21 protein-coding genes and 1 pseudogene are annotated in these 22,775 nt (G+C 75.2%); 9 read left to right on the forward strand and 13 right to left on the reverse strand.

The genetic code is table 11. The annotated features are described in order from the left end of the window. From D450_RS35655 to D450_RS0120715, 5 genes and pseudogenes are all read left to right on the forward strand, one after another. A partial coding sequence (locus D450_RS35655) for an IS30 family transposase (RefSeq protein WP_161631155.1) occupies positions 1 to 317 on the forward strand: 317 nt, incomplete at its 5' end. Beyond that, positions 314 to 898 (forward strand): RNA polymerase sigma factor, encoded by a 585-nt coding sequence (locus D450_RS0120700; protein WP_017540563.1) that lies wholly within the window; start codon positions 314 to 316, stop codon positions 896 to 898. The genes D450_RS35655 and D450_RS0120700, both read left to right, overlap by 4 nt. Continuing rightward, entirely contained in the window at positions 895 to 1,698 is an 804-nt protein-coding gene (locus tag D450_RS0120705; RefSeq protein ID WP_017540564.1) for a hypothetical protein, read from the forward strand. Before D450_RS0120700 ends, D450_RS0120705 begins: the two co-directional genes overlap by 4 nt. A 26-nt stretch (positions 1,699 to 1,724) precedes the next feature. Further along, positions 1,725 to 2,616, forward strand: a pseudogene (locus tag D450_RS30775) (ATP-binding cassette domain-containing protein). Then, entirely contained in the window at positions 2,613 to 4,190 is a 1,578-nt protein-coding gene (locus D450_RS0120715; RefSeq protein ID WP_017540565.1) for a hypothetical protein, read from the forward strand. Before D450_RS30775 ends, D450_RS0120715 begins: the two are co-directional and overlap by 4 nt. Positions 4,191 to 4,387: 197 nt before the next feature. Here D450_RS0120715 and D450_RS0120720 read toward each other — a convergent pair whose 3' ends face one another. Together D450_RS0120720 and D450_RS0120725 are read right to left on the reverse strand one after the other, a co-directional pair. Next, a complete protein-coding gene (locus D450_RS0120720) occupies positions 4,388 to 5,101 on the reverse strand; it encodes a potassium channel family protein (protein WP_017540566.1) in 714 nt (237 codons plus the stop codon). Positions 5,102 to 5,103: 2 nt separating this feature from the next. Further along, positions 5,104 to 5,772 carry a potassium channel family protein gene (locus D450_RS0120725; RefSeq protein ID WP_017540567.1) on the reverse strand — a complete coding sequence of 223 codons (669 nt, stop codon included), beginning with the start codon at positions 5,770 to 5,772 and terminating at the stop codon, positions 5,104 to 5,106. Positions 5,773 to 5,920: 148 nt separating this feature from the next. Between D450_RS0120725 and D450_RS0120730 the strand changes: the two genes are divergently transcribed. After that, positions 5,921 to 7,246 carry a class I SAM-dependent RNA methyltransferase gene (locus D450_RS0120730; protein ID WP_241483229.1) on the forward strand — a complete coding sequence of 442 codons (1,326 nt, stop codon included), beginning with the start codon at positions 5,921 to 5,923 and terminating at the stop codon, positions 7,244 to 7,246. Positions 7,247 to 7,597: 351 nt separating this feature from the next. Here D450_RS0120730 and D450_RS0120735 read toward each other — a convergent pair whose 3' ends face one another. Then, entirely contained in the window at positions 7,598 to 8,401 is an 804-nt protein-coding gene (locus tag D450_RS0120735; RefSeq protein ID WP_017540569.1) for a DUF3159 domain-containing protein, read from the reverse strand. Positions 8,402 to 8,612: 211 nt separating this feature from the next. Here D450_RS0120735 and D450_RS0120740 point away from each other — a divergent pair, with 211 nt between their 5' ends. Further along, positions 8,613 to 9,731, forward strand: a complete 1,119-nt coding sequence (locus tag D450_RS0120740; RefSeq protein ID WP_017540570.1) for a serpin family protein — start codon at positions 8,613 to 8,615, stop codon at positions 9,729 to 9,731. Between the two features lie 93 nt (positions 9,732 to 9,824). Here the strand turns inward: D450_RS0120740 and D450_RS0120745 are convergent, their stop codons facing one another. Genes D450_RS0120745 through valS form a run of 3 tightly spaced genes read right to left on the reverse strand, consistent with a single transcriptional unit; the run spans position 9,825 to position 13,674 of the window. Continuing rightward, on the reverse strand, positions 9,825 to 10,613 hold the full coding sequence (locus D450_RS0120745; RefSeq protein WP_017540571.1) for a DUF3710 domain-containing protein: 789 nt from the start codon (positions 10,611 to 10,613) through the stop codon (positions 9,825 to 9,827). A gap of 17 nt (positions 10,614 to 10,630) precedes the next feature. After that, positions 10,631 to 11,125 (reverse strand): dUTP diphosphatase, encoded by a 495-nt coding sequence (gene dut / locus D450_RS0120750; RefSeq protein ID WP_017540572.1) that lies wholly within the window; start codon positions 11,123 to 11,125, stop codon positions 10,631 to 10,633. A gap of 11 nt (positions 11,126 to 11,136) precedes the next feature. Continuing rightward, a complete protein-coding gene (gene valS, locus D450_RS0120755; RefSeq protein WP_017540573.1) occupies positions 11,137 to 13,674 on the reverse strand; it encodes a valine--tRNA ligase in 2,538 nt (845 codons plus the stop codon). A gap of 201 nt (positions 13,675 to 13,875) precedes the next feature. Here valS and D450_RS0120760 point away from each other — a divergent pair, with 201 nt between their 5' ends. Beyond that, positions 13,876 to 14,148: a DUF4235 domain-containing protein gene (locus D450_RS0120760; RefSeq protein WP_017540574.1), complete on the forward strand. Its 273-nt coding sequence runs from the start codon at positions 13,876 to 13,878 to the stop codon at positions 14,146 to 14,148. A 70-nt stretch (positions 14,149 to 14,218) separates the two neighbouring features. Here the strand turns inward: D450_RS0120760 and D450_RS0120765 are convergent, their stop codons facing one another. The 4 genes from D450_RS0120765 to D450_RS0120780 all read right to left on the reverse strand — a co-directional run bounded on the left by D450_RS0120765 (position 14,219) and on the right by D450_RS0120780 (position 17,949). Further along, positions 14,219 to 15,061, reverse strand: coding sequence for a hypothetical protein (locus D450_RS0120765; protein WP_017540575.1), 843 nt, complete (start codon positions 15,059 to 15,061; stop codon positions 14,219 to 14,221). A gap of 192 nt (positions 15,062 to 15,253) precedes the next feature. After that, positions 15,254 to 15,550 (reverse strand): DUF4193 domain-containing protein, encoded by a 297-nt coding sequence (locus D450_RS0120770; RefSeq protein ID WP_017540576.1) that lies wholly within the window; start codon positions 15,548 to 15,550, stop codon positions 15,254 to 15,256. A gap of 435 nt (positions 15,551 to 15,985) precedes the next feature. Next, positions 15,986 to 17,299 carry a HAMP domain-containing histidine kinase gene (locus D450_RS0120775; protein WP_017540577.1) on the reverse strand — a complete coding sequence of 438 codons (1,314 nt, stop codon included), beginning with the start codon at positions 17,297 to 17,299 and terminating at the stop codon, positions 15,986 to 15,988. After that, positions 17,296 to 17,949, reverse strand: a complete 654-nt coding sequence (locus D450_RS0120780) for a response regulator transcription factor (protein ID WP_017540578.1) — start codon at positions 17,947 to 17,949, stop codon at positions 17,296 to 17,298. The genes D450_RS0120775 and D450_RS0120780 overlap by 4 nt, the downstream gene beginning before the upstream one ends. A 733-nt stretch (positions 17,950 to 18,682) precedes the next feature. On the opposite strand from D450_RS0120780, the gene D450_RS34045 reads away from it, so the two are divergent. Further along, entirely contained in the window at positions 18,683 to 18,850 is a 168-nt protein-coding gene (locus tag D450_RS34045) for a hypothetical protein (protein ID WP_017540579.1), read from the forward strand. Positions 18,851 to 19,163: 313 nt separating this feature from the next. Here D450_RS34045 and D450_RS0120790 read toward each other — a convergent pair whose 3' ends face one another. From D450_RS0120790 to D450_RS0120800, 3 genes are all read right to left on the reverse strand, one after another. Next, positions 19,164 to 19,994: an inositol monophosphatase family protein gene (locus tag D450_RS0120790; protein WP_026128675.1), complete on the reverse strand. Its 831-nt coding sequence runs from the start codon at positions 19,992 to 19,994 to the stop codon at positions 19,164 to 19,166. 42 nt (positions 19,995 to 20,036) lie between these two features. Beyond that, on the reverse strand, positions 20,037 to 22,058 hold the full coding sequence (locus D450_RS0120795; RefSeq protein WP_017540581.1) for a S9 family peptidase: 2,022 nt from the start codon (positions 22,056 to 22,058) through the stop codon (positions 20,037 to 20,039). A gap of 377 nt (positions 22,059 to 22,435) precedes the next feature. Beyond that, a partial coding sequence (locus tag D450_RS0120800; RefSeq protein ID WP_017540582.1) for a ferrochelatase occupies positions 22,436 to 22,775 on the reverse strand: 340 nt, incomplete at its 5' end.

Here is a 22,775-nt window from a genome sequence, read left to right on the forward strand (position 1 = left end):
CGAGCAGATCGGCGCCCTGGCAGCACGGCACCAACGAGAACACCGACCGGCTGGTGCGCGACTACTTCCCCAAAGGCGTCACCGACTTCAACGAGGTGAGGGCCCAGGAGCTGGCGCGGGTGCAGGACCTGCTCAACAACCGGCCCAGCAAGACCCCGGGCTACCGCACCCCCGCCGAGGCCCTCAACGGCCGCCTCGTTGCAACAACCGATCGACACCAAGGGGCCCCTGACCACCCCTGCGCCCGAAATGCCCCGGTATCGTCATGCGCGCCGGCCGAACCGCACCGCCCTCCGGCCGCGATAGGAACCCCGTGAAGCTGTTCAGACGCACCCGACGCCCGCCCGACTACGACCCCGACGGGACCGACGCCGCCCTCATCGCGGCCGTCGCCGGCGGGGCGTCCGGGGCGCTGGAGGTGCTCCACCGCCGGCACGCCCCCTGGCTGCGGGCCCGGCTGCGCTACCGCTGCTCCGACTCGGACCTGGTGGACGCCGCCCTGCAGGAGACCTTCCTGGCCGTGTGGAGGAACGCCGAGAGCTTCACGCCCCGCAGCGCCGACGGCGACGCCGGCGCCTGGATCTGGACCATCGCCATCCGACAGCTCATCTCCCAGCTGCGCCGGCGCGCCAACCAGTGGATCGCCGACGCCGACCCCGCCCCCTACGAGACCATCGGCGACGCCTCGGCCGAGGACCTGGTCCTCACCCGCGTGGAGCACGGCCCGCTCGGCCAGGCCCTGGACTCCCTCTCCCCCGAGCTGCGCACGGCCATACAGGCCACCGTGCTGGACGGGCTGACCGTCCGCGAGGCCGCGCAACTGCTCGGCGTGCCCGAGGGCACCGTCAAGACCCGCGTCATGCGGGCCAAGGCCCGACTCCGGGAGCAGCTGGTATGACCTGGCACCTGTCACCGGACCAAGTGCACGAATACGCACAGGGGCGCGCGGACGAGGTCGCCGCCATGTCGGCGGAGGCCCACCTGATGCACTGCCCGCGGTGCCGCGCCGCCCTGCCCGTGGACGAGGACTGGCTGCGGGCGGGCTGGGCCGAGCTGCGCGACATCGTGGACCGGCCGCGCCGCGGCCCGCTGGAGCGGCTGCTGAGCGCCGCGGGCGTGGGCGAGGACAAGGCCCGCCTGCTGGCCGCCACCCCGCGCCTCTACCGGGCCTGGCTCGCGGCGACCGTCGCCGTCCTGGCCTGCGCCCTGTTCGCGGCGCACACGATGCGCGGGGGCGCCCTGCTCTTCCTGTACCTGGCACCGGTACTGCCCCTGGCCGGGGTCGCCCTGGCCTACGGCCGCGGCGTCGACCCGGCGCACGCCTTCACCTCCACCACCCCGATGGGCGGCCAGCGGCTGCTGTTCCTGCGCGCCGTCGCGGTCCTGGGGCCGGCGGTCACGCTGTGCGCGGGCGCCGCCCTGCTGCTGCCCTCCTTCGGCCCGGCCTGGGCGCCCGCCGCCTGGCTGCTGCCCTCGCTCACCCTGGTGGCGGCCTCGCTGGCGCTGGCCCGGTGGATACCACTGGGCCTGTCCAGCTCCCTGCTGGCCGGGGCCTGGCTGGCCCTGCTCGCCGGAGCGCAGGCGGTGCAGACCTGGAACACCGTCCACCTCTTCGGCCCCACCGCCCAGATCTGCTGGGCACTCGCCCTGGCCGCCCTGCTGGCCGCCTACCCCGTCGTTCGTGCGAGGCGCCCGTGACCGCCGTGAACGGATCCCACCGCCCCCTGCCGCGCCCCGGTCCGGGCGGACCGGACGCCGACGGCGAGCCGCTGGCCACCGCGCGCGGCCTGTCCAAGCGCTACGGCCTGCGCCCGGCCCTGCGCGGGGTCGACCTGGACATCGGCCCGGGGGTGACCGGGCTGCTGGGCCGCAACGGGGCGGGCAAGACCACCCTGCTGCGCTGCCTGGCCACCGACCTGGACCCCGGCGACGGCGAGCTGCGCGTGCTGGGCGCCTCGCCGGCCACCGCCGCCGGGCGCACCGCCATCCGGCGCGGCATCGGCTAACCGCCCCCNCTACCCGCACTTCACCGCCTTCTCCCTGGTCGACTACATCGCCGTGCTCAAGGAGCTCGGCGGGCGCCGGGCCCGGCACGAGGAGGTGCGGCGGGTGCTGGACGCGGTCGGGCTGTACGGCCGGCGGCACAGCCGGGTGCGCCGGCTGTCCGGCGGCATGCGCCAGCGCCTGGCCCTGGCCTGCGCGCTGCTGGGCGAGCCCCGGCTGCTCCTGCTCGACGAGCCCACCATCGGGCTCGACCCCGAGCAGCGCATCCGCTTCCGCGACCTGGTCTCGGAGTTCACCCGCGACCGCGGCGCGCTGCTGTCCACCCACCAGATCGAGGACGTGAGCGCGCTGTGCGCCCGGGTGCTGGTGCTGGACGCCGGGCGGCCGGCCTTCGACGGCACGCCCGAGGAGCTGACCGCGCACGCCCGCGGACGCGTCTGGTCGGCGCCGCGGCGGCCCGCGGGGGCGGCGACCGCCTGGCGCGAACCGGACGGGCGCTACCGGGTGCTCACCCCTGAGGCGGCCGCACCGCCCGCGGGCGCCGGCGAGGCGCACCCGGTGGAGCCGACCCTGGAGGACGGCTACCTGCTCTTCACCATGGAGCACCGATGAGGGTGCGGGCCTTCGCCGCGCTCGTGCGCCTGGAGTCCCTGCGGATGCTGCGCAACCCGGTGCTCCTGGCCGCCGTGGCCGTCGGGCTCTGGAACCTGTGGTCCACCCGGTCCGACCACGCCCTGCTGGACTGGGGCGGGATCGTGGACTCGGCCATCGACAGCGCCCCCTACCCCGCGTTCGGGGCGTTCATCACGGCGTTCTTCCCCGGATCCCGGGAGCGCCGCTACGGCGGCGCCGCCTCGCTCCCCCTGCCGCCCCGCCTGCGCCTGGCGGCGCTGCTGGCATCGGCGGCCGCGGTGGGCGCGCTCGCCACGGTCCCGAGCGGCCTCGTCGCGCTGCGCCCGTGGTCGGACATGGAGATCGCGGGGGTGCTGAGCCCCGCGGCGCTGGCCATCGCCCCGGGCATCGGCGCCGCCGCGGCCGCCGGGGGCGTGGCGCTGGGGATGTGGACCCCCTCCTGGACGCTCCCGCTGCTGCTCCTGGCCGTCTTCCCGACCTACCGGCTGACCTGGACGCTGGCGTTCGAAACCCCCCGGATCCCGGGCCGGGGCATGGTCGAGGGCGCCTTCGGGCTGGCCGCGGAACTCCTCCTGCCCGCCGGCTCCTACGCCCCGGGCCTGTGGGGGAAGGTCCCGGGACACCTGGCCTTCCTGGCGCTGCTGTTCGCGGGCTGCTGCGCACTGGCGCTGGTGCGCGCCGAGCGGCGCCGCGGGCGCCCGCGCCTGGCCGCCACCGCTGCGACCGCGGTCTTCGCCGCGGGGACGCTGGGCGCCTACGCCGGGCTCGAAGGGATCGAGCGGCGCACCCAGCAGTCCCTGATGGAGGGCCGGTGGACGGCCGACATGGGGCCGGTCCCCGAGCGCGTCTGCGAGCGGCTGATCCTGGAGTACTGCGGGTACGAGACCTACGAGTCGTGGTTCCCCTACTGGCAGCGCACCGCGGAGCCGGTGGCCGCGGCGGTTCCCGAACGGGCGCACGGACGCCTGCCCACCGTCGAGCAGGGCACGTACGCCGGAAGGGCCCCTGCCACGGACCGGGCGCAGCTGCTCCGGAACGGGACGGCCGTCCCCGACCCCGCGTGGGACCCCGCCTCCGACTGGTCCGCCCTGCTCCTGGCCGAGAAGATCGCGGTCGCGGCGGTGGACGCGCCGCAGACCCTGGCGCAGACACCGTGCACCCTGCACGGCCAGGCGCGCTACCCGCTGTTGCTGTGGCTGGTCGTGCAGGGGGTCGACGCCGACGACGGGCCGTCCGTGCTGCGGCAGTACCTCCCGCTGGACCTCAGGCGCCCCTCGGGGGCGGACGTGGCGACCGCGCTGGCCATGCTGGACCGGCCGGACGAGGAGGTCGCCGCGGCCCTCGACGAGCACTGGGAGAGGCTGGTGGACCCCTCGTCCGGTGTGGAGGCGGTCGCCCCCCTGCTGGACCTGGAGATCACCCAGCAGCACATGGCCGAGGCCGTGGACCTGCTGGACACGGGACGGTTCACCGTGGACGAGCAGGAACAGGAGTGGTTCTCGCCGGAGGACGAGATGGGCGTCGAGCTCATCGAAACCCCGCCCTGCACCTGACCGGGGCCCCTGCCCCGCGGTCGGGGCGCCGCCCCGGTCCGGGTCCGTGGTCTGAGCCGGAGGCGTCCGGCCCCGAGGCCTCCCGAGGATGCGCGGGCGCGGGCCCCTGCCCCGGGGACCGCGCCGGACCGGGGCGCCGACGTCCCGCGCCCTTCCGCTCGCCCCGCCCGCGCCTCGGCGCGGGCGGGGACTCCTCCTCACGCCGAGCGGTCGCCCTCCGGGGCCAGCAGCTCCTCCAGTTCGGCGACGGACGGCGCACTGCTCAGGAACACCAGCTCGTCCCCCGCACGCAGGTCGGTCGCCGCCGACGGCGCGACCACCGCCCCCGCCCGCACGACCGCCACCAGCACGATGCCCTCGGGCAGCCGCGCCGTGAGCGCGCCCGCCTGCCCGCCGGCGAACGGCGACCCCGCGCCCAGGGTGAACTCCAGCAGATCCGTCTCGCCCGAGGCCGGGCCGATCGCCTCGGACCCGTCCGGACCGCCGCCGTCCGGGTCCGCGCCGTCCCCCGCGCCGGAGGCGGGCGCCTCGATCAGCGACACCATCAGCCGCGGCGTGGACACCGCCTCGTCCACGCCCCACGCCGGGGTGAACAGCCACTCGTCCCGCGGGTCGTTGACCCGGGCGATCACCCGCGGCACCGCGAACTCGGTCTTGGCCAGCAGCGAGAACACCAGGTTGACCTTGTCGTCGCCGCTGGCCGCGACGGCCGCGTCGAACTCCTCCAGCCGCGCGCTGTCCAGCGAGGCCAGCTCGCAGGCGTCGGCCAGCAGCCACTCGGCGCCCGGCAGGTCGTCCACGTCGATGGCCCGGGCGCTGCGGTCGATCAGCAGCACCTCGTGGCCCCCCGCGCACATCTCGGCGGCGATGGAGCGCCCCACGGCTCCCGCGCCCGCGATCGCGATCCGCATCCTCAGGCCTCCTCTTCCGACAGGCGCTCCTGCACCGTCTCCAGATCGCCCACCCGCGCCAGCACGTGCAGCACGTCCCCGGCCCGCAGCGCCTCGTCCCCGCGCGGCAGCACCAGCTCGCCGCCGCGCACCAGGTAGGCCACGCGCAGCGGCAGCGCCGACTCCAGGTGCTCCACCCGCCTGCCGTACCAGGACTGCGGAAGCGGGGCCTCGGTCATGGCCAGGGTGCCCGAGGGGTCGCGCCACAGCGGCCCCAGGTCCAGGCCGTCGGAGCCGGGCACCAGCCGCCGCAGGATCGTCTCGGCCGTCCAGTGCACCGTGCCCACCGTGGGGATGCCCAGCCGCTGGTAGACCTGGGCCCGCCGGGGGTCGTAGATGCGGGCCACCACGTGCCGCACGCCGAAGGTCTCCAGGGCCACCCGCGCGGCGATGATGTTGGAGTTGTCACCGCTGCTCACCGCGGCGAACGCCGAGGCCTCCTCGATGCCGGCCTTGACCAGCACGTCGCGGTCGTGGCCCAGGCCCGGCACGGCGGCGCCGGCGGTGCCGGGGCGCAGCCGCCGGAAGGCCTCGGGGTCGCGGTCGATCACGGCGACCGTGTGGCCCATGTCCTCCAGCGTGTGGGCGAGGGTGGACCCCACGCGCCCGCATCCCAGAATCACGATGTGCATGCCGGTGCCCTCTCCTGGCGGTCGGTCCGGACGGGACGCAGGCGACGCTACACCCGTGCGGCCCGCCGCTCGGCGCGGCGCGCGCCCCGCGCGCGGTCGGCTAGAGTTGCCGCAGATGGGCGGTGGCTTCGAACCGGTCACCCGCGCGATGCCCGAACGATCCCCGCTCCCCGGAGGTGCCCTTACCGTGCCCGCTTCCCCAACGCGCAGCCGCGTCGGATCCCGCATCCAGGTGCGCCTGCACGGCGTCGCCCACGGCGGGTGGTGCGTGGGGCGCCACGACGAGCTGGTGGTCTTCGTGCGGCACGCACTGCCCGGCGAGCTCGTCACCGCCCGCGTCACCGAGGAGACCAAGCGCTTCCTACGTGCCGAGGCGGTGGAGGTGCTGGAGGCCTCGCCCGACCGGGTGGAGGCGCCCTGCCCCTACGCCGGCCCGGGGCTGTGCGGGGGCTGCGACTGGCAGCACGCCTCGCTGGAGGCCCAGCGCCGCATCAAGGGGCAGGTCGTGGCCGACCAGCTGCGCCGCATCGCCGGCATCGAGCGCGAGGTGGACGTCGAGGAGCTGCCCGGCACCCCCGACGGCCTGGGCTGGCGCACCCGCGTGCGCTACGCCGTGGACGAGGAGGGCCGCGCCGGGCTGCGCCGCCACCGCTCCCACGAGATCGAGCCGATCGACTCCTGCCGCATCGCCCACCCCGAGGTCGAGGCGCTGGGCGTGACCCGGCTGCGCTGGGCCGGGGTGGCGGAGCTGGAGGCGGTGGCCTCCACCGGGGGCAACCGCGCGCTGATCGCGGCCCCGCGCTCGTCCCGCCTGCCCGAGCTGCCCCGCCCCGAGGCGTCCGCGGCGGTGCTGCGCCGCCTCAAGGGCGGCCGCACCCAGGCGGTGCGCGGCAAGAAGGGCATGCGCGAGACGGCGGCAGGCCGCGAGTGGCGGGTCTCGGCGGGCGGCTTCTGGCAGGTGCACCCGGCAGCCGCCGACACCCTGGTCGAGGCCGTACTGGGGGCGCTGGAGCCGGAGCCGGGCCAGACCGCGCTGGACCTGTACTGCGGCGCCGGGCTGTTCGCCGGGGCGCTGGGCGAGGCGGTCGGCGAGGAGGGCCGCGTGCTCGGCGTGGAGGGCGGCCGCGAGGCGGTCCGCGACGCCGAGCACAACCTGCAGGACCTCCCGCACGTGCGCATCGAGGGCGGCGACGTCGAGGGACACCTGCGCGAGTGGTCCGACCTGCGCGCCGACATCGCGGTCCTGGACCCGCCCCGCGCCGGCGCCGGCCGCGACGTGGTCAAGGCCCTGGCCGCCATGCGCCTCAAGCGCGTGGCGTACGTGTCCTGCGACCCGGCCACCCTCGCCCGCGACCTGGCCACCTTCGAGGAGAACGGCTTCGAGCTGCAGAACCTGCGGGCCTTCGACGCCTTCCCCATGACCCACCATGTGGAGTGCATGGCCCTGCTGGTGAAGAAGGGCAAGCGGGCGTAGTCCCGCTCCCGTCGACGCTCTCGACCGATCGCTCCCCGGAGTCCCCTCCGGGGAGCGTCGTCGTTGGGTACCGACAGGGGTCCGCTGACGCACCAGCGACGCACGAAGGAACGCCCGGGGGCCGCGGCGGGAAAGGCGGACCGGGCCCTGCCGGTCGTGCCGGTCGTGCCGGTCGGAGTGCGACGGACGCCGGTGCGCCGGGCTCCCGGTCCTGGTGCCGGTGCGCTCACCATCGCTCAAGCGCGCATCCGGCGGTTACGCCTCCGCGCACCCCGACGATCGCCCGGTCCGAGCCCGGCCCGCCCGCGTCCCGGCACCGGCCCTGAGCGGGCCGGGGCCGCGGGCCGCCCTTCAGTCGCGCGTGCGGTCCGCGTCGTCGGCGGGGGCGATGCCGGTGCCGTCCCCCATCGGGGTGCGGCCGCGGGCCAGGATCCAGACCATGGCCGCCAGCGCCGCCACCTGGAGCGGCCACCCCATGGCGATCTTCGCGACGCCCAGGAACGCGAAGGTGTTCGCGACGTCGTACTTCTCCGCCGCCCACAGGGGCAGCTGCACCGCCACCCGCACCACGCACGGCAGGACCAGCAGCCAGGTCAGCCGGGAGCTCAGGCGCACCACCGCGCTGTTGCGGCGCCACCCCGTCGGGTCGCCGGTGACCGCCCCGATCAGCAGGCCCACCGCCGGCCAGCGGGCGATGATGCTCAGCATCAGCACGGCGGCGTAGACCGCGTTGTAGATGATGCCCGGCAGCGCGAAGTCCTCGGCGTCCCCGCTGCGCAGGGCGAACACCGCGGCGATGCCGATGCCGAAGACGCTGTTGAAGACGAACTGCAGCGACGAGCGCTGCGCCAGCCGCACCGCGGCCAGCACCAGGGCCGTGCCGATGCCCAGCCCCAGGGCGAGCCGGAGCTCCTGGGTGGCGAGGTAGGCGACGGTGAAGGTGAGGGTGGGCACCGCCGCCTCCACCATCCCGCGCTTGCCGCCGAGCGCCTTGGACAGCTGGGCCCTGACGACCGCCTCGACCGTGCGCTCGGAGACCTCCTCGCGGGCCGCACCGCCCGCCGCCCCCGTCGGGGCGCCCCCGTCCCCGGCGGGGGCGGACTCCTCGGCCTGCGCCTGTCCGGCGTCGTCAACCGCCCGCTGCTGCTCGGTCATACGGCTCCCGCCCGTCCCGCGAAACTGCTGCTCGTCGCCACCCCACCCTAGGGCAACGCGCGGCGCGAACGCCCGGGTTCCCGGCCCCGATTCCCCGGGATCCTCCGTTCCGTCGGCCTCCTCACGCGCCCGCGGGCCCGGTGACACCGCGCCGCCCGCCGCCTACTGTGGGCCGCAGACCACGTCCCGGCCGCCCTCCTGGAGGCAGCGCATGGCCCGCCGCGCCCCGCTCCACCCCGACCACCTCTCCTTCGCACTCGCCCTCGACTCCCGTCTGCGCGGCGCCTCGCGCGTCTGGTCGCCCTTCTCCGTCGGCGAGGCCCTGGGCATGGTGGCCACCGGGGCGCGCGGCCGCACCCGCGCGGAGCTGGAGGCGCTGCTGGGCAAGGGGCTCTCGGCGCACCTGGACGCCCTGGCCGAGGCGCTGGAGCCCGGCGCCGCCGGCGCGCCGGAGCTGGAGTCGGCCACCTCGCTGTGGGTGCGCGAGGACCTGAGGGTCGACCCCGCCTTCGCCGCGCGCCTGGCCGGGCGCCGCTCCTCCTCGGTGCGCACCGCCGATTTCGCCGGGGACCCCGAAGGCGTGCGCAAGGCCGCCAACACCGAGGTCGCCGACCTCACCCGCGGCCTGATCCCCGAACTGCTCCAGCCGGGCGACGTGCAGGGCTCGACCCAGGCCATGCTGCTCAACGCCCTGTGGACCCGAGTGGTCTGGGCCGAGCCGTTCGCCCCCGAGCAGACCGCGCCCGCCCCCTTCCACGCGCCCCGGGGCACCTACGACACCGCCATGATGCGCCGCAGCGCCGACTTGGCCTTCGCCCGGTCGGACGGCTGGGCCATGGCCACCCTGGCCGGCGGCGAGGAGCTGTTCCTGGACCTGCTGCTGCCCCCCGAGGACGCCGACGACGCCGGCCAGGCGCCGCTGCCCCCGCCCCGCGTCCTGGAACGCCTCTACGGCAAGGCCAGGGAGGCCAGGGTCCGCCTGGCGCTGCCGCGCTTCGAGATCACCGGGCGGGCCCTGCTGTCCTCGCCGCTGTCGGCGGCGGGCGCGCCGACCGTCTTCACCCCGGACAGCGACCTGTCGGGCATCGTCGACCGCCGCCTGCTCATCGACGAGGTGGTGCACCAGGCGCGCCTGCGCGTGGACGAGAAGGGCGCCGAGGGCGCCGCCGCGACGGCGGTCGTGATGCGCGTGGCCTCGTTGGCGCCGCCGCCCCGGCCCGAGGAGTTCACCGCCGACCGGCCCTTCTCCTTCGTCCTGCGCCGCCGCTGCGCGGCCCTGTTCATGGGCGGCATCACCAGCCCCGAGGACCCGGGCCCCGCCGAGGGCTGAGGCGGCGGCCGGCACGACCGGCGGCCGACATGGAAAAGGCGCCCCTCGGGGCGCCTCTCCACGTCCAGGGGCCGCACCGGGCCCCGGCACACCCTAGGCCTTGCGGGCCGACTCGTCGGAGACGGCCGCGCCGCCGTCCTCCGGGGCGGGGGCCTGCGGGGCCTCCCCCTCCGTCGCCCGCGCCGCGCGCTCCTGCGCCGCGCGCTTGTCCTGCTGGGCCTTGATCTGCTCCTGGATCTCCTTGGGCACGGTGATCTTGAGCATCTCCCGCGGCGGCACCGGGTCCTCCCCGCGCACCACCACGATCTTCTGGAAGACCTCTTCGACCGCGGCCATGACCTCGGGTTTGACCGCGCCCTCGCCGCGGATCACCCCGCGCAGCACCCAGCGGGGCCCGTCCACGCCGATGAAGCGCATGGGCTGGCCCAGCTGCCGGCCGTCCTCGCTCTTCTTGCCCTGCACCGGCACGACCGCGCGCAGCTCGGGGCCGAACGTCCCGTCGAACTCCTCGCACTTGCCGCCCTGCCCGGTGATCTGCTCGAGGAGCTCCTCGCGCATCTCACCCCACAGGCCGCTGGTCTTGGGGGCGGCGAACGCCTGGACCTGCACCATGGAGGGGCCGTCGATCAGGCTCACCCCGATGATCCGGTTCTCCTTGGTCATGTCGAACCGGATCTGGGTGCGCTCGCCCACCGGGACCCGCAGGCACCCCAGGTCGACCCTGGGGTACTCGGGCACCTGTTCCGAGGCGTCCCAGGGGCCGAGCGCGCGGTGGCGGTCGGCCTCCTTGTCCGGCTCTTCGGCGGGAGCCGCGCCGCCGACCGGGATCTCCGTGTCGGCACCGGCGCTCGTCTTCTCGCTCTTCTTGCGGCGTCCGAACACGCCTCACACCTCTCCCGTCATCTGTGCCCGGCCGTGAATCCGCCGGTGGACCCGAACCCGCCCCGCCCGCGCGGGGACTCGTCAAGCTCGTCGGCCTCGCTGAACACCGCGCGCTCGACCCGCTGGATCACCAGCTGGGCGATCCGGTCGCCGCGGTTCAGCTTGACCGGCTCGCGGGCGTCGGTGTTGATCAGCACCACCTTGACCTCCCCCCGGTACCCGGCGTCCACCGTGCCGGGGGCGTTGACCAGGGTGACGCCGCACCGCGCGGCCAGCCCCGACCGCGGGTGAACGAACGCGGCGTACCCCTCCGGCAGCGCCAGCGCGATTCCGGTGGGCACGGTGGCCCGCTCTCCGGGGTCGAGCCGCACGTCCTCGGCGCTGACCAGGTCGGCACCGGCGTCCGCGGGGTGGGCGTAGGAGGGAAGGGGCAGATCGGGGTCGAGGCGGCGGACGGCCACCCGCAGGGGCTCCCGTCCGCCGTCCCCGGTACTGGGATCGTCGTTGCTCACATCCGCCGAGCCTACTCCGCGGCCGGGGGCAGGGTCACCTCCACGGAGAGCTCCTGCTCCCCGGTGGCCTCGAAGTCCAGGGCGGCGGCCCGGCCGGCGGCGCGGATGTCGCCCTCGGCGACCCGGGCGCGGTCCACGTGGGCGCCGCGCACGGCCACCCGCTCGACCTCGGCCCGCATCGAGAGCTTGGCCTCGGACTTGGACTTGCGCACCGCGCGCAGCACCGCCGAGGCGGCCTCCAGCACGGCCGGGTCGCCGTCGCCGGCGGCGGCGCGCACCCGGTCGGCCTCCGGCCAGCGGGCGGCGTGCACCGAGCCCTCGCGCCACCAGGACCACACCTCGTCGGCGGTGAACGGCAGGAACGGGGCGAACAGGCGCTGGATCACCGAGAGCGCCTGGAGCAGGGCGGCGCGGGCCGAGGCGCTCTGGTCGGTGCCCTCCTCGTAGGCGCGGGCCTTGACCAGCTCCAGGTAGTCGTCGCAGAACTCCCAGAAGAACCGCTCGGCCCGCTCCAGGGCGCGGGTGTGGTCGTAGGCCTCGAAGGCGGCGGTGGCGTCCTCCACCACGTCGGCCAGGGCCGCCAGCATGGACCGGTCCAGCGGCTCGGTGACCGCCTCGGGCCGGTCCGCGGCGTCCTCCCCGGCGACCGACAGCGCGAACTTGGTCGCGTTGAGGATCTTGATGCTCAGCCGGCGGCCGACCTTCATCTGCCCCTCGTCCAGGGCGGTGTCGGTACCCAGGCGGCCGCTGGCCGCCCAGTACCGGATGGCGTCGGAGCTGTACCGCTCGAGCAGGTCGATCGGGGTGACGACGTTGCCCTTGGACTTGGACATCTTCTTGCGGTCGGGGTCCAGGATCCACCCGGAGATCGCCGCGGTACGCCAGGGCAGGCGTCCGTGCTCGGCGTCGGCCCGCACGACCGTGGAGAACAGCCAGGTGCGGATGATGTCCTGGCCCTGGGGGCGCAGGTCCATCGGGAAGACCCGGGAGAACAGGTCCTCGTCGCGCTCCCAGCCGCCGGCGATCTGCGGCGACAGCGAGGAGGTGGCCCAGGTGTCCATGATGTCGGGGTCGCCGATGAAGCCGCCGGGCTCGCCGCGCTGGTCCTCGGTGTACCCGGCCGGCGCCTCGGAGCTGGGGTCGACCGGCAGGGCCGCCTCGTCCGGCGTGATCGGCTCGTCGTAGCGCGGGTTGCCCGCGGCGTCCAGCCGGTACCAGACCGGGAAGGGCACGCCGAAGAACCGCTGGCGGCTGATCAGCCAGTCGCCGTTGAGGCCCTCCACCCAGTGCTCGTAGCGCGAGCGCATGTGGTCGGGGCGCCACTGCAGCTCGCGGCCGCGCTCCAGCAGCCGCTCCCGCNGGCGGGTGGTGACCACCTCCAGCGGCTTGTCGCCCTTCTCGTAGAACTTGACCGGGCGCGTGGTCGGGGTGGGCTCGCCGACCAGGTCGCCGGACTCGCGCAGCATCTCGACCATGCGCTCGCGGGCCGTGTGCACGGTGGCCCCGGCCAGGGCGGCGTAGGACTTGCGGGCGTCCTCGGAGTCCAGGCCGGCGGGCGGGTCGGCGATGATGCGGCCGTCCCAGCCCACGATCGGGCGGGTCTCCAGCTGGAGCTCGCGCCACCAGGTCACGTCGGTGGTGTCGCCGAAGGTGCAGATCATGGCGATGCCGGTGCCCTTGTCGGGCTCGGCCAGCCAGTGCGCCTTGACCGGCACCTCCACGCCGAAGACCGGCGAGGTGACGGTGCCGCCGACCAGGTCGCGGTAGCGCTCGTCGTCGGGGTGGGCGACCAGGGCGACACAGGCCGGGATCAGCTCGGGGCGGGTGGTCTCGATGTGCACCGTTCCGCCGTCGGGGCGGTGGAAGGCCACCTTGTGGTAGGCCCCGGTGCGCTCCCGGTCCTCCAGCTCGGCCTGGGCGACGGCGGTGCGGAAGGTGACGTCCCACAGCGTGGGCGCCTCGGCCATGTAGGCCTCGCCGCGGGCGAGGTTGCGCAGGAACGCCCGCTGGGCGGCGGCCCGCGACCCGTCGTCGATGGTGGCGTAGGTGTGGCTCCAGTCCACGCTCAGGCCCAGACGGCGCCACACGCCCTCGAAGACCTTCTCGTCCTCGGCGGTGAGCCGCTCGCACAGCTCGATGAAGTTGCGGCGCGAGACGGGCACCTGGCGCTTGGGGTCGGGCTTGGCCGGCGGGGTGAAGTCCGGGTCGTACGGGATCGACGGGTCGCAGCGCACGCCGTAGTAGTTCTGCACCCGGCGCTCGGTGGGCAGGCCGTTGTCGTCCCAGCCCATCGGGTAGAAGACCGACTTGCCGCGCATCCGCTGGAAGCGGGCGACCAGGTCGGTGTGGGTGTAGGAGAAGGCGTGGCCGATGTGCAGCGACCCCGAGACCGTGGGCGGGGGGGTGTCGATCGAGAAGATCTCGTCGCGGCTCTTGGTGCGGTCGAATCGGTAGACGCCGGACTCGTCCCAGACGTCTACCCACTTCGCCTCGATACCGTCGAGCGAGGGCTTGTCGGGCACGCGGAAGGAACGAGAGCGGTTGGTCATGGGGCAATGGTATTGGCTCTGAGCCCCTGCTCGCTCCTTGTTTCCGGGCCTGCGGAGGCGCTGTGGGACAACGCGCGCCCGCCGGGCGGCGCCGCCGCGGCGGCGCGTGGAAGGATGGGCCCGACGGCGGCGTCAGGGTGCGGCCCGAGGAGCACGCCCTGGCCGCACCGAAACGACCGATGGAGAGCGACCGGTACCCACATGGCTAAGAAAGACGGTGACATCGCGGCGCAGATCGTCGGCGGCGTCGCAGCGCTCGCGGCCGGCTTCGCCGCCCGCAAGGCGCTGACCTTCGCCTGGACCCAGGCCACCGGCAAGGAGCCGCCGACCGACCCCGAGTCCCTCGACGTCGGACTGGGGGAGGCCCTGGGCTGGGCCGTGCTGACCGGGGTGGGCATGGAGGTGGCCCGCGTCCTGGCGGTGCGCACCGCCCACAAGCGCATGCAGCCCCGCAAGGCCCTCGACCAGGCCTGAGGTCCCCGCGGCGGGGCCCGCACGGGCCCCGCTGTCACCCTCCGGCCCCGGGCTACCCGCCCTTTCCGCCCTACTCCAGGGCCGCCGTGTCCCCTCCCAGGGCGCCGGTCCGGCGCCCCCGGGCCACGGCCGTCTTCGCCAGGTCCGCCCGGACCGCCCTGGCCAGGGCGACGGTGGCCGTGCGGTTGAGGGCCCCGCCCGCGACGGCTCCGGTCAGGTAGGGGCCGAGCGTGGTCAGGTGGCGCCCCAGGACCCGCATCAGGCGCTTGCGCAGCGCCACCTTGGCCGCCGCGCCCAGCGCCGCCGTGAGGGACTCCGATGCCGACATCGGGTCGATGCCGCGCCGGTAGGCCCAGGACTGCACGTACCCGGCGTGGCGGCGTACCGCGCCCCCGGTGGCGCCCGCCCCGTACACCTCGTGCAGCTCGCCGATCAGCTTGACCTCGACCGCCGCCACGACGACCGTCTCGGCCACCAGCTGGGCGGGGGCGGTCAGCAGCAGCGGAGGGGCGGTGAACTGGGCGGCGGCCAGCGCCCCTCCGGCCGCGCCGACCGCGGTGGTGGTGTTGGCCGCGTTGCGCACCAGGATGTCGGCGAGCTCGTCGCCGGTCAGCCCCTTGTGGTGGCGGGCCAGGGTGTCCAGGTCGCGCACGGGGATGCGCGGGGCGATCTCGTCGGCGAAGACGTCGGTCAGCCAGCGGCCGCCGGCCGCGCCGCGCACCCCGGCCGCACGCGCCCCCTGGGACAGGGCGCGGGCCAGGCGTGCGATGAGGCCGGCCCGCCGCCGCGGGTCGGCGCCGTCGTCGGCGACGATGGCGCCGACGAGCTCCCCCACGTCCTCGCGCCCTGCGGGCACCAGGTCGGCGCCGGGGCGGCCGTCGGGCTCAGAGTCCGGGGTCGGGTCGCCGGGCATGGGCCTCCTCCAGAGCGTCGGGGGACCGCCGAGCGCCCTCGGGCGGCGCTCGTGCCCCTGTCGTGGACGCCAACGATCCGCGACCGGGCGGAATTCCCCCCGGAACAAGGCGATGCGCCCCCTAGGCGGGGACGCATCGGCGCTGTCGTTGCACGCCGGCCGGCGAGGCGCCAAGGAGGAAGGGCGCCCGCTTCAGGCGCACTCCTTGCAGACGAGCTGTCCCTTGCGCTCCTCGGCGAGCTGGCTGCGGTGGTGGACGAGGAAGCAGCGCGAGCAGGTGAACTCGTCGGCCTGGCGCGGGAGGACGCGGACCGCGAGCTCCTCGCCGGACAGGTCGGCGCCGGGCAGCTCCATGCCCTCGGCGACCTCGTCGGGGTCGACGTCGATGGTGCTGGTGCCCTTGTCGACCCGCCGGGCCTGCAGCTCCTGCAGGCTGTCCTCGCTCATGTCCTCTTCGGTCTTGCGCGGGCTGTCGTAGTCGGTGGCCATTCTGGTTGCTCCATCCCCCTCAGTTCTCTGCCTCGTCGCGCGGGTGTAACGCTTGAGACCCGAATCTTGTGCCCGGTTCTGCCGGAAAATTCCGGCGGCGTAAGAGGACTGTGACCCCTCCCGGGTGTCCTCACACCGGATGGCGACAGAGGTTGGCCGAACCCGGCCGCGCGCACCGCGCCCGGCACGGCCTCCTGACTGTGCTACCCAACGCCCGAACGTTTCCGACCCATTCCCGCGGCTTCCTCCCGCGCGCACGCCAGCGGGTGGACCGCGCATCGCACGAGGTAGCGGCGGCAACTCCCACGCGGGGAGGCGTTCCCCGCGTGTTCACGCCCGGGAGAGCTTACCCACCGCCGGAGGCCGCTCGGACCCGGGGTGGTCGTGTCGTCGGACACGTATAGATATCACGCCGCCGGGACCGGTCGCAGCCGGTTACACGCCCGCGGTCTCGCGGCCGGCGGCGGGGAAGGAGACGGTGACGACCAGGCCGCCCCCGGCGCGGGGCCACACGCTCACGGTGCCCCCGTGGGCGCGCACCACCGAGCGGACGATGGACAGTCCCAGGCCCGCGCTCTTGCCCGAGGCCACCCGGTTGCCGGTGGAGCGGCGGAAGGGCTCGAACAGCCCCTCGATCTCGTAGGCGGGCACCACCGGGCCGGAGTTCTCCACCTGGACCGCGGGGGACCCCTCGTACATGCCGCTGCGCACGGTGATCTCGCCGTCCTCGACGTTGTACCGCAGCGCGTTCTCCACCAGGTTGCCCACCAGGCGCTCCAGCAGCACCGGGTCGCCCACGACCCGGGCCGAGCGCAGGTCGGTGCGCACGGCCAGCCCGGAGGGCTCCAGCTCGCCGGAGAGCTGGCTGAGCACGGACTCGGCGACCTCGCCCATGTCGACCAGGGTGCGCACCTCCAGCTCCCGGTCGCTCTTGGCGAGGAAGAGCAGGCCGTCGATGAGGCGCTCGTGGCGGGAGTTGGTCTCCAGCAGGGTGCGCCCCACGGACTTGAGGTCGGCCGAGGCCTCGGGGTCGCTCAGCGCGACCTCCAGCAGGGTGCGGTTGATCGCCAGCGGGGTGCGCAGTTCGTGGGAGGCGTTGGCCACGAAGCGGCGCTGGCCGTCGAAGGCGCGGTCCAGCCGCTCCAGCATGCCGTCGAAGGTGTCGGCGAGCTCGCGGATCTCGTCGTCGGGGCCGCCCAGGGCGATGCGCTCGTGCAGGGAGCGCTCGGAGAGCCGGCGCGCGGTGCGGGTGATCTTCTGCAGGGGCGACAGCGCCCGCCCGGCCACCGCGTAGCCCAGGCCGACCGCGAGCAGGCCCACCACCACCAGCGCCAGAACCGACCAGCGGGTGAGGGAGGCCAGGACGACCTCGATGAAGCTGTTCTTCATCGCCTCGGCCGTCTCGGCGCTGACACTGCCGGCGGGCTGGAAGTTCAGCCCGCCCAGGACGCCGGCGACGATGATGTAGTTCAGCAGCACCAGCAGCGAGCCGGCGGCGAAGAACAGCATCCCGTAGATGAGGGTGAGCCGCGCCCGCAGGCTCATGTTGTCGGTGAAGCGGTGCAGCCCGTCGGCGACCTGGCCGCCCACGGCGTTGCCGCCGGGCGGTGTCTGCGGCGGGGCGGGGTCGGGGTTCAGGCGGCGCCAGGTCCCCGTCTCCCCCGGCGGGGTGGCCGGCACCTCGCCCTGGGGGACCGCGGCCACCGGGTCGGTGCGCGGCCCCTCGTTCCCGGCGTCGCCGCTGCTCACAGCCGGTACCCGGCGCCGGGGACGGTGTGCACGATGGGCGGTTCGCCGAGTTTCTTGCGCAGGGTCATCACGGTGACCCGCACGACGTTGGTGAAGGGGTCGGCGTTCTCGTCCCAGGCCTTCTCCAGCAGCCCCTCGGCGCTGACCACGGTGCCGTTGGCGCGCATGAGCACCTCCAGCACGGCGAACTCCTTGGGGGTCAGGGAGATGTCCCGCCCGTCGCGCTCGACGGTGTGGTTGGCCGGGTCCAGGACGATGCCGTTGCGCTTGAGGACCGGGGGCAGCGGCGGGGCGGCGCGGCGGCCCAGCGCCCGAACGCGGGCCACCAGCTCGGCGAAGGCGAAGGGCTTGGCCATGTAGTCGTCGGCGCCCAGGCTGAGCCCCTCGACCTTGTCCTCCAGCTGCCCGGAGGCGGTGAGCATGAGGATGCGGCCGTTGTAGCTCTGGCCGACCAGGGCGCGGGCCACGTCGTCGCCGTGCACGCCGGGCAGGTCGCGGTCGAGGATGACCACGTCGTAGTCGTTGACCCCCGCGTGCTCCAGGGCGCTGTCGCCGTCGTAGGCGACGTCGACGGCCATGGACTCGCGGCGCAGCCCTACGGCGATGGTGTCCGCCAGGACCTGCTCGTCCTCGACGACAAGTACGCGCACAGCCGTCCTTCTCCTCGCACTACCCGAAAAAAGGGCCGCTGCCGGCGCATCCCCCAACACACCGGCAGCGGCGTCTGTGGTCCCCGGCCGCGCTCTGCAGTTATCGCACGGCCCGGATAAGGGCGGGGTAAGCCCCGCCCGCCGCCAAGGTAGGGGCGGCTCGGCCGCGCGGCAACCTGCGGCTGCCGCCGGGGAACGGAGTACGGGGCCCGGCCCCGTCCCCCAACGGGACCGGACCACCGATTTCCCCCTGTGCGGGAGCCCTTGCCGGCGCATCCCCCAACCGCCGGCAAGGGCTGTTCACCCCGCACATCTCGAATCTGACACATACAGAATAAGAAACAAGTAAGCCCTGGCGCTCTCCACCCGATGTGCTGTAGGACACTCGGTGGCCCGGATCCCCCTGCCGACCGGGCCCGACGCGGCGTCCACCGGCCGGGCCGCCCCCGGACGGCCGCCACGGGGGTGATGGGAAAGGGGTACCCGGGTGCCCGGCCTCACACACCCCTGCGATGATCGTCCCGGAGGCGGGGCCTCCGGGCGGACGGCCGCCGGCACCTTCCATCACGGATGGATCACGCCCCCTTCGGGGGGTTTCACCGGACCGGAGGGGCGGGNGGACGCCGTTCCGCCGCAGCGCTTCGGGGCCGTACCGCGGACCGGGGCGCATCCGCCGTGTCACAGCGCAGTGACCCGGGGCAACGACCGGACGTGCTTTCAGAGTGAGGTGAAAATGGGCGAGTTCCTCGCGGAGATCAACGGCCGCATCGCGGAGACCTACACGTCGCTCCAGGCGGCCCGCGCCGCCGGCGACGACTTCCTGGCCGAGATGCACTCCTCCGAGCTCGAAGACCTCAAGCGCATCGCCGCCCGGAACGGTGTCAGCGCCGACTGCGCCTGAACCGATCCCCCGATGGACCGCACGGCCGGCCGCGATCCCCGCGGTCGGCCGCCGCGCGTCCGGGGCCCCGGCGGCACCGGCGGCACCGGCGGCACCGGCGTCGACCGACGGCCCCGGGGCGTCCATGGTTGCGCCGAGCCGTCCGGGGGGGGGCGGCAGCCGGTCGAGCGAGCCGTCGCGCACCGTCGCGGACGGCACATCGCAGCGCCTGCGGGACACCGCGACGGAGAACGCCCGCCCGAGCCGCTCGCCGCCCCTCCGGGGCGACGGCCGAGCCGCCGCCGACACCGGGCGTGCACGGCGCCGGAACGCCTCAGGCCGGGCCGTCGGTGTCGGCGCCCAGCGGCTCCAGCAGGTCGTGCAGGCTCTCGAACAGCCCGGGCGGCGCGGCGATGGTCAGCTCACCGCTGGGCTCCGCCCCGCGCAGCCCCTCCACGCGCAGGCCCGCCTCCCGGGCCACCAGGGCGGCCGCCGCCCAGTCCCACGGGTTGAGGCCGCGCTCGTAGTAGGCGTCGGCGCGGCCGCGCGCCAGTGAGCAGATGTCGATCGCGGCCGACCCGCCGCGGCGGATGTCGCGCACCCGGGGCAGCACCGAGCGCAGCACCTCGGCCTGCCGGGCGCGGCGCCCCGGGTCGTAGCCGAACCCCGTCGCCACCAGCGCGAGGGCGAGTCCGGGCGGGTCGCCGACGCGCAGCGGGGCCCCGTTGCAGAACGCCCCGCCGCCCGCCACCGCGGTGTAGGTGTCGCCCAGGCGCGGCGCGACCACGGCCCCGGCCACGATCCGGCCGCCGGACTCGGCGGCGATGCTCACCGCCCACTCCTCGCGCCCGTACAGGTAGTTGACGGTGCCGTCGATGGGGTCGACGATCCAGCGCACGCCGCGGCCGGTGCCGGCCTCCTCACCGCCCTCCTCGCCGAGGACGGCGTCGCCCGGCCGGGCCGACAGCAGGCGCTTGCGGATCAGCTCCTCGGCCCGCCGGTCCATCTCGGTGACCACGTCGGTCGGGGTGCTCTTGGTGTCGAGCACCCCGATGCCCTCCTGCCCCTCGGCCGCGAGCCGGCCCGCCTCGGCGGCGGTGCGCTCGGCCAGCGCGGCCAGCGCGTGCGGGTCCGGAGCGGGCGCGGCGCCCTCCTCGGCTGCCATGGTGTGCACGTCCCCCCAGTGTCGTCGTCTCCCGCCCCGGCCCTACAGGTGCTCGGGGCGCTTCCACTCCTTGCCCAGCACGTGGTGGTCGAGGAAGGCGAACACCGTCTCGTACCAGACCGTGATGTTGCCGGGCGTGAGGATCCAGTGGTTCTCGGTCGGGAAGTAGAGGAACTTGGCGTCCACCTCCCGCCGCATCAGGTCCCACCACAGGCGCAGGCCCTCGCCGATGGGCACCCGGTAGTCCTTGTCGCCGTGGATGACGAGCACGGGCGTGCGCACCGAGTCGGCGGAGCGGTGCGGCGAGGCCGCCCGGTAGCGCTCGGGCGAGGTGTCGGGGTCGCCGAACTCGGCGGTCCAGGCGGGCGGCATGTCGGTGGTGCCGCTGAAGGCCCCCAGGTCCCACAGGGAGGCGTGGGTGACGACCGCCTTGAAGCGGTCGGTGTGCCCGGCGATCCAGTTGGCCATGTAGCCGCCGAAGGAGCCGCCCATGGCGGCGGTGCGGGAGCCGTCCACGTCGTCGCGGGCCACGGCGGCGTCGACGGCCGCCATCAGGTCGGCGAAGGTGCGCGGCCCCCAGGTGCCCCAGGCCCGGCGCAGCATGTCCTGGCCGTAGCCGGTGGACAGGGCGGGGTCGGGCAGCAGGACGGCGTAGCCGCGCGCGGCGAGCAGCCACGGGTTCCACCGCCAGGACCAGCCGTTGAAGCTCATGTAGGGGCCGCCGTGGATCCACAGCACGAGCGGGGCCGGGGAGCCGGCGGAGGCCTCCTCGGGCAGCACCAGCCAGGAGCGGATCCGGGTGCCGTCGTCGGCCTCGGCCTCGACCTCGGTGAGGCGGCCGGGGACCGTCAGCGGCAGGTCGGGCGCGGGCAGGCGGACCGGGGCGCCGTTACCGGCCGCGGGGTCCAGGCGCACCGGTGTGGGCGGCTCGTCCCAGGAGTCCCGCAGGGCGTACAGGGCGGCGCCGCCGGGGTCGGGCTGCAGGGCGCTGTAGGCGCCGTCGTCGCCGGTCACCCGGGTCAGGCGGGAGGTGTCCAGGTCGAGGCGGAAGACGGGGCGGCGGCCGTTCTCGTCGGCGACGAAGTACAGCGCCGAGGAGTCGGGGGACCACGCGTGCTCGCGCGGCCACAGCTCCGAGCCGGCCAGCACGTCCCGGCCCTGCCCGGTCTCGGCGTCGAGCACCCACAGGGTGGTGTCGCGGGGCTCGCCGCCGGGCTCGCCGTCGTAGGAGAGCAGGGCGGCCACGCTGCGCCCGTCCGGGGAGAAGGCGGGGGCGCCGAAGTCGCGTTCGGGGTCCTCGGCCAGGACGCGGGCGCGCCCGGTGGCGGTGTCCAGGGCCTGCAGGCGGGTGCGCATCCGGGCGGCGGGGCCGGTGGTGGTCCAGGTGGCGACCGCGGTGGCGCCGTCCGGGGAGACGGTGACGTCGGCCTCCAGGAGGGCCTTGCCCGGCGCGGGGGTCAGGTCGGCGGGCTCGCCCAGGTCGCCGGCGGGGCCCTCGGGCGGCGCGGCGCTGAACAGGCGCGGCTCGCCGGGGCCCAGGTCGTGGTCCCAGTAGCGGACCGGGAAGGACTCGTGCAGGATCGCGGTGACCCCGGCGTCCTTGCGGGCCTTGCGGGCCTGCTCGTCCTCCTCGGCGCCGCTGGTGCCGGGCAGGGTGTCGGAGGTGAAGACGACGGTCCCCGCGTCCCGGGCCACGGCCACCGAGCCGATGCCGCCGGGGCGGGAGGCCACCCGCCGGGCCTCGCCGCCGTCGGCGGGCAGCAGCCACAGGGCGGGGGCGCCTCCGCCGTCCTCGGACTCGGCGTCGGGGCGCTTGGAGGCGAACAGCAGGGAGCCGTCGGGCAGGAAGGCGGGGGCGGACTCGCCTTCGGCGGAGCGGGTGATCCGGCGCGGCTCGGCGCGGCCCTCGGGGTCGATCTCCCACAGGGATGTGCCGAAGGAGGTTCCGTCGGGCTTGATCCCGCTCACCGGTGCGACCAGCCTGCGCCCGTCCGGCGAGAGGCGGAGGCCGCCCACCCGCTTCAGCGTGACGTAGTCGGACAACTCGTACCAGGAGCGGACCATTCGCTTCCTCCCTCATCGCCGAGGCCGGTCGCCACGACCCTATCCGGTATGCGAAATCCGCCGCGAGACCGGGGATGGCGGGTCAGGCGGGAGAGAGGGAAGGCCCCAGGGGAGGGCCGAGGGCCCGGTGCCCGGCACCGGTCACGGCCGCGTGGCAGGCCGGCCCCGCACGCCCGCTGATCGAAGCGCGGGGCGCTGCCGGGCAGGCCCTCCGTGACGGGGGTTCCGGCCGACGGCGCCCAGGCGGGCCGGCAGGACCGCGCCCAGGACACGCGCATCCGCGGCCGCCCCCTGCTCGAACCCTGTGGTCGAGGGGGCGCCGGCGCCCTGGCGCCACCGCCCCCGTCACCGACCGGCCGGAGCCCCCGCGGAACCGCTCAGCGCTTCTGCAGGCAGCAGTCCTCGGCGCAGGTGTGGCAGCTCGGCAGGCCGCTCAGGCCGGAGGGCTCGGCGCCCTCGGCGCGCTCCTGGACGAGTTCGCGCACCATCCGCACGAAGCGCGGGTGGGTGCCCGGGCTCAGCGCCCGCTCGAAGGCGATGCCGAGCTTGCCCGCGGTCTCGAGCGCCTCGTTGTCGAGGTCGTACTTGACCTCCATGTGGTCGGAGACGAAGCCGTGCGGCACCACCACGACGGCCTCGGCGCCCTCCCCGGCCAGCTCCTCCAGGCGGTCGTTGACGTCCGGCTCCAGCCACGGCTGGCTCCGCGGGGCCCCGCGG

The organism is Nocardiopsis halophila DSM 44494, from assembly GCF_000341245.1.
Classification (GTDB): Bacteria; Actinomycetota; Actinomycetes; order Streptosporangiales; family Streptosporangiaceae; genus Nocardiopsis_A; species Nocardiopsis_A halophila.